The sequence below is a fragment of the Pontibacter sp. H249 genome (assembly GCF_037892465.1).
Taxonomy (GTDB): Bacteria; Bacteroidota; Bacteroidia; order Cytophagales; family Hymenobacteraceae; genus Pontibacter.
In genome coordinates this window covers 1-15869 of the sequence record NZ_JBBKTR010000018.1, presented here as the reverse complement: position 1 = coordinate 15869, position 15869 = coordinate 1, and the positions used below count along the sequence as shown (strand labels likewise).

Here is a 15869-nt window from a genome sequence, read left to right as displayed (position 1 = left end):
CAGATGGCCTGTGCACGATTCGGACAGGTCGCGACCTGTCCCTACAAGTAACTCAACTAATCCCAAAGTATAAAACCTGTAACCTCCCCTACCCTAATTCAGTTAAAACTGAAATTCCACACCTATGCAGCCGCATCCTTGACAAGCGGTTGTTTATTTCATATACTTAGCCTGACATTAAAATAAGACTATGCCCAAAATTCTGATTATAGACGACGAAAGGGCCATCCGAAGCACGTTAAAAGAGATTCTTGAGTTCGAGGATTATATTGTAGACGAAGCCGAAGACGGAGAAAAAGGACTGCAGCACCTGAGCAAAAACAAGTATGATGTAGTGCTCTGCGATATTAAAATGCCCGGCATGGATGGCATCGAAGTGCTGGAAAAAGCCATGGAAATTACGCCAGACACGCCTTTTATCATGATTTCGGCACACGGCACGATTGATACTGCCGTAGAAGCCACTAAAAAAGGCGCCTACGATTTTCTGCAGAAGCCACCAGATCTGAATCGCCTACTGGTAACTGTACGCAATGCGCTGGATAAATCGACACTGGTAACGGAAACGAAGATCCTGAAAAAGAAGATCTCCAAAGCCTACGAAATGGTTGGTACCTCGCCAGCATTGGGTCGTGTAAAGCAGGCCATAGAAAAAGTAGCCCCTACCGATGCCCGCGTGCTGATTACCGGGCCAAACGGATCGGGTAAGGAACTGGTTGCACGTGCCATACACGAACACAGCAACCGCAGCAACGGCCCCTTAATAGAGGTAAACTGCGCCGCTATACCAAGCGAATTGATCGAGAGTGAATTGTTTGGCCATGAGAAAGGCTCTTTTACTTCTGCGGTAAAGCAACGCATCGGTAAATTTGAGCAAGCTAACGGTGGCACACTTTTCCTGGATGAGGTAGGTGATATGAGCTTATCTGCCCAGGCTAAAGTACTGCGTGCGCTACAGGAGCATAAAATCACACGTGTAGGTGGCGATAAAGATATTCAAGTGGATGTGCGTGTGCTGGCGGCTACAAATAAGAACCTGCTGGAGGAGATTGAGGCCAAGAATTTCCGGGAAGACTTATACCACCGCTTAGGGGTTATACTGATACATGTGCCGCCGCTAAACGAACGCCGTGAAGACATCCCAGACCTGGTAACCAAGTTCCTGAATGACATAGCCAACGATTACGGCAACAAACCAAAAACCATTACAGCTGATGCTTTAGAGTATCTGAAAGGCTTAGACTGGCGTGGCAATGTGCGGGAGCTTCGAAACGTGGTGGAGCGCCTCGTAATTATGAGCGGACCGGAAATCACAGCTGAGGATGCCAAAGCTTATGCAAGGCCGGTTGTTTCGTAAAACCTAAATTGACTTAAAAATTAAGCCCCCTGCAGCGCTTGTTGCAGGGGGCTTAATTTTTATCCTCTTGTACATCTTTATCAGGAAAGTATAAATACCGCACTAAGCTGCCTGCTTTTTGCCTAAACAGCAGTTTTTATACTTTTCGCCGTTACCACAGGGGCACGGTTCGTTGCGACCAAGGCGCTTGCCATAAGGGTTTAGCAACTCCCTGAAGTTTATCCGGAAACGGCGCTTCGGGTTTTGCTGAAAAATCTTTGTAAGTAAAGTATAAAGCCTAGGGTGCTTCTCTGCCAGCTGGTCCGGCTTCTCAAAAAAATACTCGGTTACAACTGCAAAAAACTCAGCCTCGCTGGTAGCACCGTAGTCATCAATATCAGACTCCCCTTTCTTTATACTTTTGATCTTACGGTACATGAGTTCCTGCCACGGCTGCACCAACTCTGCCGGAAGGTATGCTTCAGGAGTTCCGTCTATCTCACCGTCAGCCTGGTCTAGCATGTGCGCAAACTCATGAATGCCTACGTTTTTACGATCAGCCATGTCGTTAAACCCACGCTCCAGGGCAGGTTTAGACAGTGTTACATAATGATCGTTCTGGAAAGGATTTACACGGCCCAATATCTCTGAAACGGCCTCACTTTCTTGATCTTTAAACTTTTGGATGCTCCCCGGGAAAACAAACACCTCGCCCAGATTTCGGTACTCCCAGTCACGGAAACCATAGATGGGGATAATGGCACTGGCGGCAACAAGCACTTTGGTTGTATCGTCTACCTCTACCTGGATGCCTGTTATGCGTTTCTCAGACAGAAACAACTGCAGCATTTTCTCAAAGCGACCTCTATCTTCATCTGTTTTTAAAGTATGGTAAAAGCCTACTCTATCTGTTAAGATTTTGCGCCATTCCGCAGGAAATTCCTGAGCAAGCACTTGTTTACGGTGTCGATCCTTCCGGGTAGCCCATCTGTAGAACAGCAGCACCGCCACTCCTACCAAAACAATAAATACTATGTATCCCATGCTCCCGTTAAACGTGCCGTCATTAAAAAAGTAGTGTATACGCCCAGCAGCACAATAAAAATTCTACTAAAGGTGCCAGTGTCGGTTTGCTTATGTGGTATAACAGAGCTATATACGCACATGAAAATGTATCCGAATAATTTAAAACAATTCCTATATTGTATGCGTTTGATTTAGTAAATTTAGCTTCATTTCCTTCATTCCACATGAAATACCTGCTAAAGTACAGTACAAGCTTATTGCTACTGCTGCTCGTGTTAAGTTCCTGCCGCAAGGAGCCTAGTTATCCTGATACTCCTGAAATAGAGTTTCTGAGGGTAGAAACTGAGTATAGAAAAGAAGTAAATGATAGCAACCAGGAAACAGGCATCACCACTGCCATACTAACCATGATAGTCGGCTACCAGGATGGTAACGGTGATTTGGGGTTAAGGCCATTAGATAATACTCCCAACACTTCAGACCCTGATAGCCAGGCACCTTTCCAGCCTGGTTCTATTTATGAAAATAACTTTATAGCTGAGTTATTTATAAAGCGTCCGGTGCCCGGCAACCCCACCGACTCAGCATTTGTGAAGTATGAGTTACCTGTGGCCGGCTTCGATTTTAGCGGCCGTTTCCGCAGACTTACTTCTGATGATCGTACTGAGCCACTGGAAGGCGAAATCAGGTATACTTTGTCGAGCATTACAAGTGAGTTCTTCAAGCCGGGAGATATTATCAAGTTTCAGATTTACATCTACGACAGGAACTTACCTGTTCCAAACAGGAGTAACATTGTAGAAACCACACCTATAAAACTTACATTTTAATAGCCATTGATTAAAGTATAAAAGAAAACCCCGGTAGCTTGCGCTACCGGGGTTTTCTTTTATACTTTAATTATGTTTACTACTTAGTAAATCTTAGGGAATGCCTGCGGATCTGCCTCGTTTAGTATCTCATAAACTGTTTCAAATACGTCTTCTGCGTTTGGCTTAGAAAAATAGTCACCATCTGATGAATAGGGAGGGCGGTGCGCTTGTGCTGATAAGCACTGCGGCTTAGAATCCAGCCATCTCCAGGCTCCTTGCTCATCCACTACCTGCTGCATCATGTAAGCAGTTGCACCACCCGGTACATCTTCGTCAGCAAACAACACACGGTTTGTTTTACGAACAGAGTCTGCAATCATGTGCTCAATATCAAAAGGCAGTAGCGTCTGCACATCAATCACTTCAGCAGAAATACCAAACTCCTCTAACTGTTTGGCGGCTTCCATTACGATACGGCACATAGAACCATAGGTAACAATGGTGATATCTTCTCCCTGTCTCAAGATTTCCGGTTTACCAAGCGGCACTGTAAATTCAGCGATATTGTTCGGAATGCGCTCTTTCAGGCGGTAACCGTTCAGGCACTCGATGATCAATGCCGGCTCATCAGACTTCAGCATAGTGTTATAGAAACCAGCAGCCTGTGTCATATCGCGCGGCACCAGCACGTGCATACCTCTAATGCTGTGCAGGATCATGCCAATCGGAGAGCCCGAATGCCAGATACCTTCCAGCCTGTGGCCACGTGTACGCACAATAAGCGGAGCTTTCTGGCCGCCTTTGGTACGATACTGTAAGCAAGCCACGTCGTCAGACAATATTTGGATCGCGTATAACAGATAATCCAGGTACTGAATTTCAGTGATCGGACGCAATCCGCGTAAGGCAGCGCCTATACCTTGGCCAATAATGGTACACTCACGGATACCGGTATCGGTTACGCGTAGTTCGCCATACTTTTCCTGTAATCCTGCAAAAGCCTGGTTCACGTCACCTATAAAACCTACGTCTTCGCCGATGGCAAACACGCGTGGGTCGCGGGCAAGTATGGCATCAAAGCAAGCCTGCAGTACCTCACGGCCGTCAACTACAGGCGAGTTATCATCAAATTCTGGCTTTACCTCCTCTACCAGCAGCGCAGACTCATCGGACTGGCTGAACAGGTATGAGTTAAATCTATCTGAATTTTCGCCTAGCGTCTGCTCCAGCCACTCCACCAACTCACGTTTGGCTTGGTTGCGCTCGTCACGCACGTAGCGTAGGGCGCGGCGCGCGGCTCTAACAGCATCGCTACGGATCGGGGTACCTACTTTGCGAAGTTCTTCGGTAATTGTAGCAACTTCAGTGATGTGCTCACTGGCAGCAGCTAGGTTAACCAACAGGCGGAGCGCCTCTTCGTGGTCAGCTTTGATATCGCTGGCAAAGGCATTCCAGGCGCTGCTTCTAGCGTTTCTAACTGCCTCTTTCGCCTCATTCTCTATACTATCTAACTGCTCTGTGGTAGCAATTTCTGTGCTCAAGATCCACTCGCGCATCTTTTTAAGGCAATCATACGCTGCCTCCCATTCCAAACGCTCTTTAGACTTGTAGCGCTCATGCGAACCAGAGGTTGAGTGTCCCTGCGGCTGCGTAAGCTCCTCTACGTGCACCAGTACCGGCACATGCTGCTCACGGCAAACACGCACAGCAGCCTCGTAAGTCTCACATAGAGCGGCATAATCCCAGCCCTTCACTTTAAATACCTCGTAGCCCTGCTCCCCTTCCGCATTGCGCTGGAAACCGGCTAGAATCTCAGAAATACTTCCTTTGGTAGTCTGATACTCCGCTGGCACAGAAATACCGTAGCCATCATCCCAAACCGACACCAGCATAGGCACCTGTAATACACCGCCGGCATTTATGGCCTCGAAGAACATACCTTCTGAGGTAGATGCATTACCGATGGTGCCAAAGGCAACTTCATTACCATTTACTGAAAACTGATTCAGGCTTTGCAGCTCAGGGTTTTGGCGGTACAGTTTAGAGGCATAAGCCAAACCTACCAAACGCGGCATTTGCGATGCAGTAGGCGATATATCAGAACTTGAATTCTTTGAATCAGTAAGATTTTTCCATTTGCCTTCGTCGTCTAACAGGCGGGTACCAAAGTGGCCGTTCATGGCACGGCCAGCGGTTGATGGCTCTGCCTCTACATCGGTGTGGGCATACAACTGAGCAAAGTATTGTTGCAGCGTTAATTCACCAATGGCAAACATAAAAGTCTGGTCGCGGTAATAGCCGGAGCGGAAGTCGCCGTTCTGGAAGAACTTGGCCATCGCCAACTGCGCCACCTCTTTGCCATCTCCGAAGATGCCGAATTTGGCTTTGCCCATGAAAACCTCCTTACGACCAGCTAAGCTGGCCTGACGGCTTTCCCACGCAATACGATAATCGTTTAATATTTCTTCAGCTGTTAATCTCTGAGTTATAGATGCTTCAGCAGTTTGCATGATTTCTTGTTTAAACCAAATGATTTTATTCTTGTCAAAAGTACAGAAGATTCACCTAAATTCAAATTAGGCGCTTTTCTACAGTAAACTGGCACAATAGCAGCCTTTCTGTTTTTGAAAAAAGATTTTATATATTTGTCTTGCCCGGTGTAGTATGGGCACTTTTTACTAAATTTTTGCTTTCTTTAAGCATATGAAAAGAAATCTTTACTTATTATTGCTACTTTCCTTTATATTTGCTGTAGGTACAGCCAATGGGCAAGGTGCGTTAAAATTTGAAAAAGAGACACACGATTTCGGTACAATTGCCGAAGGTACCCAGGCTGCTTACGAGTTTAAGGTTAAAAATGTAGGCAACCAACCCGTAATTATTTCGGCGGTACAGCCATCTTGCGGTTGCACCACTCCGGATTGGACCAAAGATTCGATCCTGCCAGGTAAAACTGGCACGATTAAAGCAATGTATAATAGCACAGGCCGGCCGGGCCCGTTTCATAAGTCCATCACTGTTACGTCGAACGCTGCAACGCAAACGCAGGTTTTGTACATAAAAGGCGAAGTTGGACCAAAAGATTTGAAAACAAGTTACACGCAGGAACAAAAAGCAAGGTCGCCGCGTTTGGCAGTTGGAAGCACAAGCTATAACTTTGGAAAACTTGAAAAAGGACAAAAAGCAGTAGCTAAATTCACAGTAAAAAACACTGGCCGGCAACCACTTGTTATACAAGGTGTAAAGGCCTCTTGCAACTGTGTAAGCTTTAAGGTTTCCGAACCATCATTAAAGCCCGGACAAACGGCAATTTTGGAACTTACTTACGTTCCGATGATGTTGAAAGAGCAAAATGAGGTGGTTACCATCGTTTCGAATGATATTATAATGCCGGACCTGAAGCTAACGCTGAAGGCAACTGTAGTAGAGAGTCTGGCTTCAAAAAATATGTTAAGGGAGGGCGCACAGCCGGTACCTTTCAGATAGTTTTTTTCATAGTTTTATTTTGTACTAATGGCAGTGATTTTATCGCTGCCTTTTTTCATTTAAAGGGGTTTGTACATCCGCATACTTGGCACGAAATATTTCACTCATTTCAGGCATTTTCAGCCTTAACCTCAGCCACTTAACAAGCTCTGTTTAATTACCCTTTTATTTCCATTAACTTATGGTATATTTGCGCCAACTTTAACAAAAACTAAACACATTTTACCATAAATTAAGAACGACATGATTATTGGTGTTCCTAAGGAAATCAAGAATAACGAGAACCGTGTAGGTGTTACTCCTGCTGGTGTGGTAGAACTGGTGCGCAATGGCCACACAGTTTATGTACAGTCTACTGCCGGTGAGGGTAGCGGATTCTCGGATGATTTATATGTAAGCGCTGGTGCAACTATACTTCCTAGCATTGAAGAGGTTTATGGCATCGCCGAGATGATCATCAAGGTAAAAGAGCCAATTGAGTCTGAGTACAACCTGATTAAGGAAGACCAGTTGTTGTTCACGTACTTCCACTTTGCTTCTTACGAGCCGCTTACGCACGCCATGATCAAGCAGAAAGCTATCTGCCTTGCTTACGAAACAGTAGAGCGTGCCGACAGAAGCCTTCCTTTGCTTGTTCCGATGTCAGAGGTTGCGGGCCGTATGTCTATCCAGGAAGGTGCTAAATACCTGGAGAAGCCACTTAAAGGCCGTGGCATTTTGCTAGGTGGCGTACCAGGTGTTCGTCCTGCTAAAGTTATGATTTTGGGTGGTGGCGTAGTAGGTACAAACGCTGCTAAAATGGCTGCCGGTATGGGTGCCGATGTAACTATACTTGACACAAACCTGGCAAGACTGCGTTACCTGGATGATATCATGCCTGCTAACGTGAACACGTTCATGTCGAACGAATATAACATCCGTGAGCTGCTTCCGACACATGACCTGATCATTGGTGCTGTACTTATCCCTGGCGCTAAGGCTCCACACCTGATCACAAGAGAAATGCTAAAGGAAATGCGCCCAGGTACTGTAGTAGTAGACGTTGCCGTTGACCAAGGTGGCTGTATCGAGACGTGTACACCAACTACGCACGAGAACCCAACTTACATTATCGATGATGTGGTTCACTACTGCGTGGCTAACATGCCAGGTGCTGTACCTTATACTTCTACGCTTGCCCTTACAAACGCTACGCTCCCTTACGCTATCCAGATAGCGAACAAAGGCTGGAAGCAGGCTTGCGCCGACAGCAACGAGCTGAAGCTTGGATTAAACGTGGTAAAAGGTAAAGTTGTGTACAAAGGTGTTTCCGAGGCATTTGGCCTTGACTATACTCCAGTTGAGACTGTACTAGCGTAAGCTAAAATTTTATACTTATAGAGCGCCTTTCTGACTTCGGTTGGAAAGGCGCTCTGCTTTTGTACGGAATTTTGGTTGTATCTTTGTGATTGGGTTATAGGAGGGTTCAGTAGATGTAAACCTGCCCCTCCCGCTCCCAAGAGGAGAATCTCTATTTCTGACGCGGAAATTATTTCCGTACCTAACGATGATGTTGAATCTGAGATTCGACTGGTCCAGATTCCCAGTTATAACAGGTCCCGAGGATAAACTCTTGCACCATATTTAGAAATTGCCCTTTTAAGGGCTTAGGAGTGGGTAAAATTTTCCTTATAAATGTAAAAGCTATTGCAGCCATACTTTAGCTGCAATTTAGATAAGATTATACTTGATGTTTGATAGTTCATTTAAGCTGTTGCTGCGGCGGCTGGGTTTACTCCTGGTTTTGTACATGCTACTTCGGCTGCTATTCTATACTTTCAACTACAGCGCTTTTGCTGAGGCATCGGCTACAGATACTTTTTTGGCGTTCCTGTATGGCTTACGGTTTGATTTTGCTGCTATTGCCATTATTAATGCTCCATTTATACTTGGCTCGCTTTTTCCGTGGGGAAAAACCTTGCACCCAACTTACCAGCGAGTGCTTAAAATATGGTTTATACTGACCAATGTACCTTTTATTGCGCTGTCGTTAGTAGATGTAGAGTTTTTTAAGTTCATCGGCAAACGCTCCAGCAACGAGGTAACCACCATCACAGCTGATATCATGGACCAACTGGGCCAATTGATACAGAACTACTGGCTGATTGTACTGGGTTTTATAGTGGTGGTATACTTGCTGGCAAAAGTATATCCTAACGTAAGAGAGCCTTATACTTTCCAGAAGAACATCCTGCTGCGCTCTATGCGGCTGTTATTTGTAGCTGCACTTGCTGTACTGGCAATACGTGGCGGTTGGCAGCTAAAGCCCTTGCGCGTGAGCCATGCTTTTATACTTGAACCTGCCTCTCTTGGGCATTTATCGCTGAATAGTTCGTTCACCTTTATCAAAGGCATAGGCAAGCCCCAACTGGAGCAGAAAAATTACTTCCCCGACCAGGAAAGCCTATTAACTGCCTTAGCTTTCAACCCTGCCAAGTATAGCCAGCAGGGTGAAAAACAGCTAAAGGAGAATGTGGTGATCATCATACTTGAAAGCTTTGCAGCTGAGTATGTAGGTGCACTTAACAACGGTAAAGGTTACACCCCTTTTCTGGATTCATTGAGTACGCAAGGAGTGCTCTTTAACAATGCCTTTGCCAACGGACGCAAGTCTATTGAGGCGTTGCCATCAGTACTTTCGAGTATACCTTCGCTCATGCAGGAGCCTTATATTACCTCTGCTTATCAGGCTAACAAAGTATATGGATTGGGCACCGTGATGCAGGAAGCCGGCTATAATACTGCTTTTTTCCATGGGGCTGCCAATGGCACTATGGGCTTTAACAACTTTGCCAAACAAGCTGGCGTTCAGGAATATTATGGTCTTGACGAGTATCCATCTGAAAAACGGGCTGAGGATTTTGACGGCTTATGGGGCATTTTCGATGAGCCTTACCTGAACTATGTAGCAACCAAGTTAAGTGATAAGGACAAGCCTTTCTTTGCTACCCTGTTTACGCTAAGCTCTCATCAACCTTACACGGTACCGGCAAAGTATAAAGGCCGCTTCCCACAGGGTGAGTTGGAGATACACGAATCTATTGGCTACGCAGACCATGCCCTGCGCGAGTTCTTTAAAACTGCTTCTAAGCAGCCCTGGTACAACAACACATTGTTTATACTTACTGCAGACCATACCCAGAAAAGTATAGATCCGGCTTACCAGAACGAGCTAGGCCATTACCGTGTGCCGCTGTTGCTTTTTCACCCAAACAAACAACTCGAAAGTATAAACCCGGCGCAGATTGCCCAGCACACTGATATTCTACCCACTGTGGTTGATTACCTCAACATCAATACAAACAAAGTGCTACCCTTCGGAAAATCATTGTTTGATAGCACTACCACCGGAAGCGCCATACTTTTTAATGGCAACTCATACTTACTCGTGCAGCAGAACGCCGTAACAGAGCTTACATTGGATGACCATATACGGTTTTATACTTTCCCCGAATTTGCCCCTGCCTCCTCTCCTGCCCCAGCTGCGGAGCAACAGCTAAAAGCTTACGTGCAGTATTTCAGAAGCGGAATGGTGAATAACAGGCTTTATTTGGAGTAATTTTGAATGAGTGGATGAGTGATTGAGTGAATAATTAAACTGTTATCTCGAACACTCGTGAGGCGTAAGTCGAAGAGAGCCAGCTTAGCTGTAGAGATCTAAATAGAATTCTAAAAAGATCTTTCCTATCGTCGGGATGACAAAAATGGAGTATTCACTCAATCACTCATCCACTCAATCAAAACTGCAAAGAGGTATCTCCTGCAGCGGTTCAAACTTTCTGGTTTCAAAATCTACCTGCCAGCAAAAATGTTGCAGACCATTGGTGATAACTACAAACTTTGCCTGCAGTGTTTGGTTGTACACAGAAACCTGTTTCACAACATCCTGCGTAATGGGCACGTATGCGGCCTTACACTCTACGAGCAGGTGCGGCTTGCCCTGTTGGTTATACACGCAAAGATCTGTGCGCTTTTGAAGGGTGTTGTAACTGGTGCCGCGCTCTATACTTACCAAGCCTTTAGGATAACCCAACGTACCGATCAGGTAGTGCACAAAATGCTGCCTTACCCACTCCTCAGGCGTAAGTACAACGTTTTTTCGGCGCAGGGCATCAAAAATCAGGTAATTAGCGCCGGATTTTGTAATTTTGTATTCAAATGGTGGCAAGTTGAGTGCTTCCATGCCGCAATTTAGCCATTTTATCATGCTCCGCCCCAGTAGCTACCCTACCAAGGCGGATTTTTTATATCAAATTACTTAACTTGACATTATGAAGACCAAAGAAGAAATAGTTAGCGATTGGTTGCCCCGGTACACCGGCGTGCCTCTCGATGAGTTTGGTGAGTACATTCTGCTTACTAACTTTATAAATTACGTTAGAATGTTTGCCGACCGGTTCGGTGTAGAAATACGAGGCCTGGACAAACCAATGCAAACGGCTACGGCCAACAACATTACCATTATCAACTTTGGTATGGGTAGCGCCATGGCTGCAACTGTAATGGATTTGCTTTCTGCCGTTAAGCCAAAGGCTGCTTTATTCTTAGGCAAGTGCGGTGGTTTAAAAAGAAAAACCCAGATCGGCGACCTTATACTACCGATTGCAGCTATCCGTGGCGAAGGTACCTCTGATGATTACCTGCCACCTGAAATTCCTGCTCTTCCGTCGTTCCGCTTGCAGCGTGCAGTTTCGTCTATGATCAAGAAGCATGAAATGGACTACTGGACCGGCACAGTTTATACGACTAACCGTCGTGTTTGGGAACACGACGAAGACTTTAAAGAATACCTGCGTCAGATCCGCGCCATGGGTATTGATATGGAAACAGCTACTATATTCACGGTTGGGTTCATCAACGAGATTCCGCATGGTGCACTGTTGCTGGTGTCTGATAACCCGATGATACCGGAGGGTGTGAAGACATCTGAAAGCGATAAATTAGTAACTACTAACTATGTAGAAAAGCACCTGAGCATTGGTATTGACTCTTTAACAGAACTTATTAATACCGGCGACTCAGTAAAACACATGCGCTTCGAATAATAAGCACAACACTAACCCTTATGACCAGAACCTTACGCACCTTTGCTGCTGCCTTACTGTTGGGCAGCGCTACTTTAAGTGCCTGTACCAGCGCCCAGACAGGTGCCGAGCAAGCTGACCTGATCGTGTACAATGGCACGGTTTATACTGTGAACGACAACTTCGATACTGCCGAGGCCTTTGCCGTGAAAGACGGTAAGATCATAGCCGTAGGTACATCTGACGAGATTCGCGGAAAGTATAAAGCTACTGAAGAACTAAACGCTGAAGGCAAAGCTGTTTACCCTGGCTTTATTGATGCGCACGCTCACTTCTACCGCTATGGCCTGGCACTGCAGTCTGCTGACCTGGTAGGTACAGAATCGTTTAAGGAGGTGGTGCAGAAGGTAACGGAGCAGCGTAAGAAATATCCGGACACAGAGTGGATAACAGGCCGTGGCTGGGATCAGAATGACTGGACTGTGAAGGAGTTCCCGACGAAGGATACCTTGGACCAGCTGTTTCCGGATGTGCCGGTTATACTTACCCGCGTAGATGGGCATGCTGCTTTAGTTAACCAAAAGGCACTTGACCTGGCCGGCATCACGCCTAAAACCAAAATGGTAGGTGGCTTGGTTGAGGTAGAAGGTGGCAAAATGACCGGTATCCTGATTGACAATGCCATTGACATGGTATCAGCTAAAATACCAGATGCAGACGAGGTAGATAAACGCCAGGCCCTTAAAAACGCTGAAGCAAACTGCTTTGCAGTTGGCCTTACCTCTGTAGATGATGCTGGTTTGGATAAGTCTACGGTAGATCTGATGGACGACATGCATAAAAAAGGCGAAATGCAGATGCGTGTTTATGCCATGCTAAACCCAAGCAAAGAGAACCAGGACTACTATTTCAAGAACGGTACTTACAAAACTGACAGGCTGAATGTGCGCTCTTTCAAGATTTATTCTGATGGCGCGTTAGGGTCAAGAGGCGCTAACCTTATTAAGCCGTACGCCGACAAGCACAATCACTATGGCTTTTTACTGGCTTCGGAGCAGGAGTTCCGCGACCTGGCTAAGCTGATGAACCAGCATGGTTTTCAGATGAACACACATGCCATCGGCGACTCTGCTAACCGTTTGTTGCTGGATATCTATGGTGAAGTATTAGGCGGCAAAAACGATAAACGCTGGAGAATAGAGCACTCTCAGATCATCAACCCAGCCGACATGGACAAGTTTGGCCAGTACAGCATTATCCCGTCTGTGCAGCCAACACATGCCACTTCGGATATGTACTGGGCTGGCGACAGGCTGGGTAAGGAGCGTATAAAGCATGCTTATCCGTTTAAGCAGCTGTTGCAGCAGAATGGCTACATTCCGCTGGGTACCGATTTCCCTGTAGAAGACATTAACCCATTTTATACTTTCCATTCGGCAGTAGCACGCCAGGATGCAAAAAACTGGCCATCAGCCGGTTTCCAGATGGAGAACGCCTTGAGCCGTGAAGAGGCTCTTAGAGGCATGACGATCTGGGCGGCCAAGTCTAACTTCGAAGAGAACGAGAAAGGAAGTATAGAGGCCGGTAAATTCGCCGATTTCATACTTGTAGACAAAGACCTGATGAAAGTAAAGCCTGAGGAGATGCGCGGCCTGCAGGTGCTTTATACTTACCTGAATGGCAAGCAAGTTTATAAGAAGTAGAAATGTAAAGAGGCAAATGCTCTTTAAAACAAAAATCCCGCTGGAGTTTATACTTCAGCGGGATTTTTGTTTTGATGGATTCTGTTGCTCTATGGTCTTTCTAGTGCAAGTGCTTAGCGCAGTATTACTTGTAACTTAATATGATGGAAAGTCTTCAGACTTCAGCGAGCCGTAACTTATATTTTCAGAGGCATCAAAGTATAAGCTTATACTTCCTCACCTACCAATAACGAAACCAATCGCCCTGTAGCAAGCAAGACGCAACGTATTGCGTCTCTACATCTCCGAACGCCTAATAAACAAGATAACTATACCTTAGCAGGCTCATTTACTTCAGCCTGGGGCTCCAGAGATTTCTTACCCTTTATCCTAAACAAGAATATCAGACCAATAGCAAAGAAGACGATAAGGGCAAGTATACTATTGCGCATGGAGCCTGTTATTTGAGCAATAGCACCATATGCCAGTGTACCCAGTACAATAGATACTTTCTCGGTTACATCATAAAAGCTAAAGTATGACGCATGGTCTTGTGTTGCCGACGGAATAAGCTTGGAGTATGTAGAACGAGAAAGCGTCTGAATACCACCCATTACAGAACCAACAATAGCTGCCAGCACATAAAAGTCGAACTCGCCACGAATAAAGTAAGCGCCAATACAAATGCCTATCCAGATGATAACAGCTATAATTAAGGCTCTGATGTTGCCATACTTACCAGAAAGTATAGCAAAAGCGTAAGCACCGCCAATGGCCACTAATTGTATGATTAGGATGGTTGTGATAAGCGCGTTACTCTCCAGGTTAAGCACTTCGATTCCGAAGATAGTAGCCACATACATTACTGTTTGTACCCCCATGTTAAAAAAGAAGTAGGCTAGCAGAAAACGCTTGAGCATGGGCAGTTGCTTTACTTGGCTCAGTACCTTTTGCAGTTCTTTAAATCCGTTTAATATCCAGCTGCCCTTTGGCTTGCGATGGTACACATTGCTGGGCAGATGGTAAAAAGTATACTGTGCAAAGCCAAACCACCAGATGCCTGTCGTTAGAAAAGCGATGCGCGGTGGTAGTGATGTGTTTTCGGCCGCAATTCCGAAAAAGCCCGGCTGCAGAATCATAGCCAGGTTAAAGATTAGCAGCAAAACACTCCCGATATAGCCCATCGAAAAGCCTTTTGCACTCAACCTGTCATACTGATCTTCGGTGGCTATCTCTGGCAGGTATGAGTTATAGAACACAATACTGCCACTAAACCCGATAGAGGCCATTACAAAAAGTAAAACAGAAATGGTAAAGGTATCGCGGGTAAAAAAGTATAGGCCGGCACAGGATATGGAGCCAAGATAGCAGAAAAGCTGCATGAACAGCTTTTTACGTCCGCTGTAGTCGGCAATGGCTGTGAGCAATGGGCTCATCAGAGCGATGATCAAAAACGCTCCTGAAATGGCATAGGAAAAGAGCACCGAACTTTCCAGGCTAAACCCAAAGAAACTAACAATAGAAGTACCATCTGGATTTTCGGCAACCGCGCTGTAATAGATCGGGAAAATAGTTGAGGTAATTACCAGCGAATAAACAGAGTTGGCCCAATCATAAAAGCACCAGGCGCGGGTAACAGTGGGGTTGTTCTTTTCCATACTTGAAAAATAAGAAAAATATCGACACCCTTGTTAAATCCTGCTGATTTACCGTTAATACACCACCTCTCCAATGGGTCCACTAAATAAATTTAACTACAAGTATTTAGAATGAACTCTGTACTATACTTTTCGTGCTATTACTATTTCTTGATTTTATAATGTTCAGCACAATTTCCCATAGGTGTTCATATGGAATTATCTCCACCTCTGCAAAGGCAGATCCGGGTATAGGTAGCTTCTGCAGAGACTCTAAAATAGCTTTGTCTTTCTTAATAATGACATTATAATCCAAGTTTGAGTTAATGGCCAGTAGCATTAGCTTAAAAAAAAGTTTGGCCCGCTCAGCTTTTGGTCCTTTCAGATATTTAAAAGTGTAACTGTTGATTCTGTCGATATGGCTCTGGCTCAAATCAAATCCTGGCTTAGCAAAATCTTCTAATAGGCCTAAGATTATAATCGTGATATTGAAACCAACCTTATCTTTAGGAATAATAGCAAGCGAATCTGTTACATTAGAAAGAATCGTATGCGAAAATATATCATTGCCGGCATGCTTTGAAGCTAACAGAGCATAACGGCGATATAATTCCCAACACTCTTTAGAATACTCTGCAAGTTTAGCGATATGTTGTTCATGAAAAGCGGTAGCCAGAATATTTAAGGCTAGCACATAATCTTTAGAATGGATTGCCAATAGAAAATAATTCTCCATAAATGCAAACCAGTTTATAGAATATGAATCAAAGTACTTTATATACTTTTGGGCTGATTCTATACCAAGTTTGTATTGTCTCGTCTGAAGT

The 15869-nt window shown here is 45.2% G+C and carries 12 protein-coding genes; 7 read left to right on the top strand and 5 right to left on the bottom strand.

Going from position 1 to position 15869, the window contains the following annotated elements; translation table 11 throughout:
* Nucleotides 1-190: 190 nt before the first annotated feature.
* Nucleotides 191-1357, top strand: coding sequence for a sigma-54-dependent transcriptional regulator (locus tag WG943_RS18195; protein ID WP_340411195.1), 1167 nt, complete (start codon nucleotides 191-193; stop codon nucleotides 1355-1357).
* Between the two features lie 102 nt (nucleotides 1358-1459).
* Here the strand turns inward: WG943_RS18195 and WG943_RS18190 are convergent, their stop codons facing one another.
* Nucleotides 1460-2380: a zinc-dependent peptidase gene (locus tag WG943_RS18190; RefSeq protein ID WP_340411193.1), complete on the bottom strand. Its 921-nt coding sequence runs from the start codon at nucleotides 2378-2380 to the stop codon at nucleotides 1460-1462.
* A 206-nt stretch (nucleotides 2381-2586) separates the two neighbouring features.
* Here WG943_RS18190 and WG943_RS18185 point away from each other — a divergent pair, with 206 nt between their 5' ends.
* Complete coding sequence (locus WG943_RS18185; RefSeq protein WP_340411191.1) at nucleotides 2587-3192, top strand: hypothetical protein; 606 nt, start codon at nucleotides 2587-2589, stop codon at nucleotides 3190-3192.
* A gap of 83 nt (nucleotides 3193-3275) precedes the next feature.
* Here WG943_RS18185 and WG943_RS18180 read toward each other — a convergent pair whose 3' ends face one another.
* Complete coding sequence (locus WG943_RS18180) at nucleotides 3276-5684, bottom strand: alpha-ketoacid dehydrogenase subunit alpha/beta (RefSeq protein WP_340411190.1); 2409 nt, start codon at nucleotides 5682-5684, stop codon at nucleotides 3276-3278.
* Nucleotides 5685-5877: 193 nt separating this feature from the next.
* Between WG943_RS18180 and WG943_RS18175 the strand changes: the two genes are divergently transcribed.
* The 3 genes from WG943_RS18175 (at nucleotide 5878) to WG943_RS18165 (ending at nucleotide 10258) form a co-directional block, all read left to right on the top strand.
* Nucleotides 5878-6660 carry a DUF1573 domain-containing protein gene (locus tag WG943_RS18175; protein WP_340411189.1) on the top strand — a complete coding sequence of 261 codons (783 nt, stop codon included), beginning with the start codon at nucleotides 5878-5880 and terminating at the stop codon, nucleotides 6658-6660.
* Between the two features lie 243 nt (nucleotides 6661-6903).
* Nucleotides 6904-8019: an alanine dehydrogenase gene (gene ald, locus WG943_RS18170; RefSeq protein WP_340411187.1), complete on the top strand. Its 1116-nt coding sequence runs from the start codon at nucleotides 6904-6906 to the stop codon at nucleotides 8017-8019.
* Between the two features lie 370 nt (nucleotides 8020-8389).
* On the top strand, nucleotides 8390-10258 hold the full coding sequence (locus tag WG943_RS18165; RefSeq protein WP_340411185.1) for an LTA synthase family protein: 1869 nt from the start codon (nucleotides 8390-8392) through the stop codon (nucleotides 10256-10258).
* Nucleotides 10259-10432: 174 nt separating this feature from the next.
* Here the strand turns inward: WG943_RS18165 and WG943_RS18160 are convergent, their stop codons facing one another.
* Nucleotides 10433-10882 carry a type I restriction enzyme HsdR N-terminal domain-containing protein gene (locus WG943_RS18160; RefSeq protein WP_340411183.1) on the bottom strand — a complete coding sequence of 150 codons (450 nt, stop codon included), beginning with the start codon at nucleotides 10880-10882 and terminating at the stop codon, nucleotides 10433-10435.
* A gap of 88 nt (nucleotides 10883-10970) precedes the next feature.
* On the opposite strand from WG943_RS18160, the gene WG943_RS18155 reads away from it, so the two are divergent.
* Both WG943_RS18155 and WG943_RS18150 read left to right on the top strand, forming a co-directional pair.
* Nucleotides 10971-11744 carry an AMP nucleosidase gene (locus WG943_RS18155; RefSeq protein ID WP_340411182.1) on the top strand — a complete coding sequence of 258 codons (774 nt, stop codon included), beginning with the start codon at nucleotides 10971-10973 and terminating at the stop codon, nucleotides 11742-11744.
* A gap of 20 nt (nucleotides 11745-11764) precedes the next feature.
* Nucleotides 11765-13426, top strand: a complete 1662-nt coding sequence (locus WG943_RS18150; protein ID WP_340411180.1) for an amidohydrolase — start codon at nucleotides 11765-11767, stop codon at nucleotides 13424-13426.
* A gap of 308 nt (nucleotides 13427-13734) precedes the next feature.
* On the opposite strand, the gene WG943_RS18145 is transcribed toward WG943_RS18150, so the two are convergent.
* Nucleotides 13735-15063, bottom strand: a complete 1329-nt coding sequence (locus tag WG943_RS18145) for an MFS transporter (protein ID WP_340411178.1) — start codon at nucleotides 15061-15063, stop codon at nucleotides 13735-13737.
* Between the two features lie 106 nt (nucleotides 15064-15169).
* On the bottom strand, nucleotides 15170-15869 hold a 700-nt coding region (locus tag WG943_RS18140), incomplete at its 5' end, for a hypothetical protein (RefSeq protein WP_340411177.1).

What these genes read in the sequence shown, in the direction of transcription:
- WG943_RS18185 (WP_340411191.1), top strand. Translation starts at nt 2,587, where the DNA reads ATGAAATACCTGCTAAAGTACAGTACAAGCTTATTGCTACTGCTGCTC.
- ald (WP_340411187.1), top strand. Translation starts at nt 6,904, where the DNA reads ATGATTATTGGTGTTCCTAAGGAAATCAAGAATAACGAGAACCGTGTA.
- WG943_RS18180 (WP_340411190.1), bottom strand. Translation starts at nt 5,684, where the DNA reads ATGCAAACTGCTGAAGCATCTATAACTCAGAGATTAACAGCTGAAGAA.
- WG943_RS18165 (WP_340411185.1), top strand. Translation starts at nt 8,390, where the DNA reads ATGTTTGATAGTTCATTTAAGCTGTTGCTGCGGCGGCTGGGTTTACTC.
- WG943_RS18195 (WP_340411195.1), top strand. Translation starts at nt 191, where the DNA reads ATGCCCAAAATTCTGATTATAGACGACGAAAGGGCCATCCGAAGCACG.
- WG943_RS18160 (WP_340411183.1), bottom strand. Translation starts at nt 10,882, where the DNA reads ATGGAAGCACTCAACTTGCCACCATTTGAATACAAAATTACAAAATCC.
- WG943_RS18190 (WP_340411193.1), bottom strand. Translation starts at nt 2,380, where the DNA reads ATGGGATACATAGTATTTATTGTTTTGGTAGGAGTGGCGGTGCTGCTG.
- WG943_RS18155 (WP_340411182.1), top strand. Translation starts at nt 10,971, where the DNA reads ATGAAGACCAAAGAAGAAATAGTTAGCGATTGGTTGCCCCGGTACACC.
- WG943_RS18145 (WP_340411178.1), bottom strand. Translation starts at nt 15,063, where the DNA reads ATGGAAAAGAACAACCCCACTGTTACCCGCGCCTGGTGCTTTTATGAT.
- WG943_RS18175 (WP_340411189.1), top strand. Translation starts at nt 5,878, where the DNA reads ATGAAAAGAAATCTTTACTTATTATTGCTACTTTCCTTTATATTTGCT.
- WG943_RS18150 (WP_340411180.1), top strand. Translation starts at nt 11,765, where the DNA reads ATGACCAGAACCTTACGCACCTTTGCTGCTGCCTTACTGTTGGGCAGC.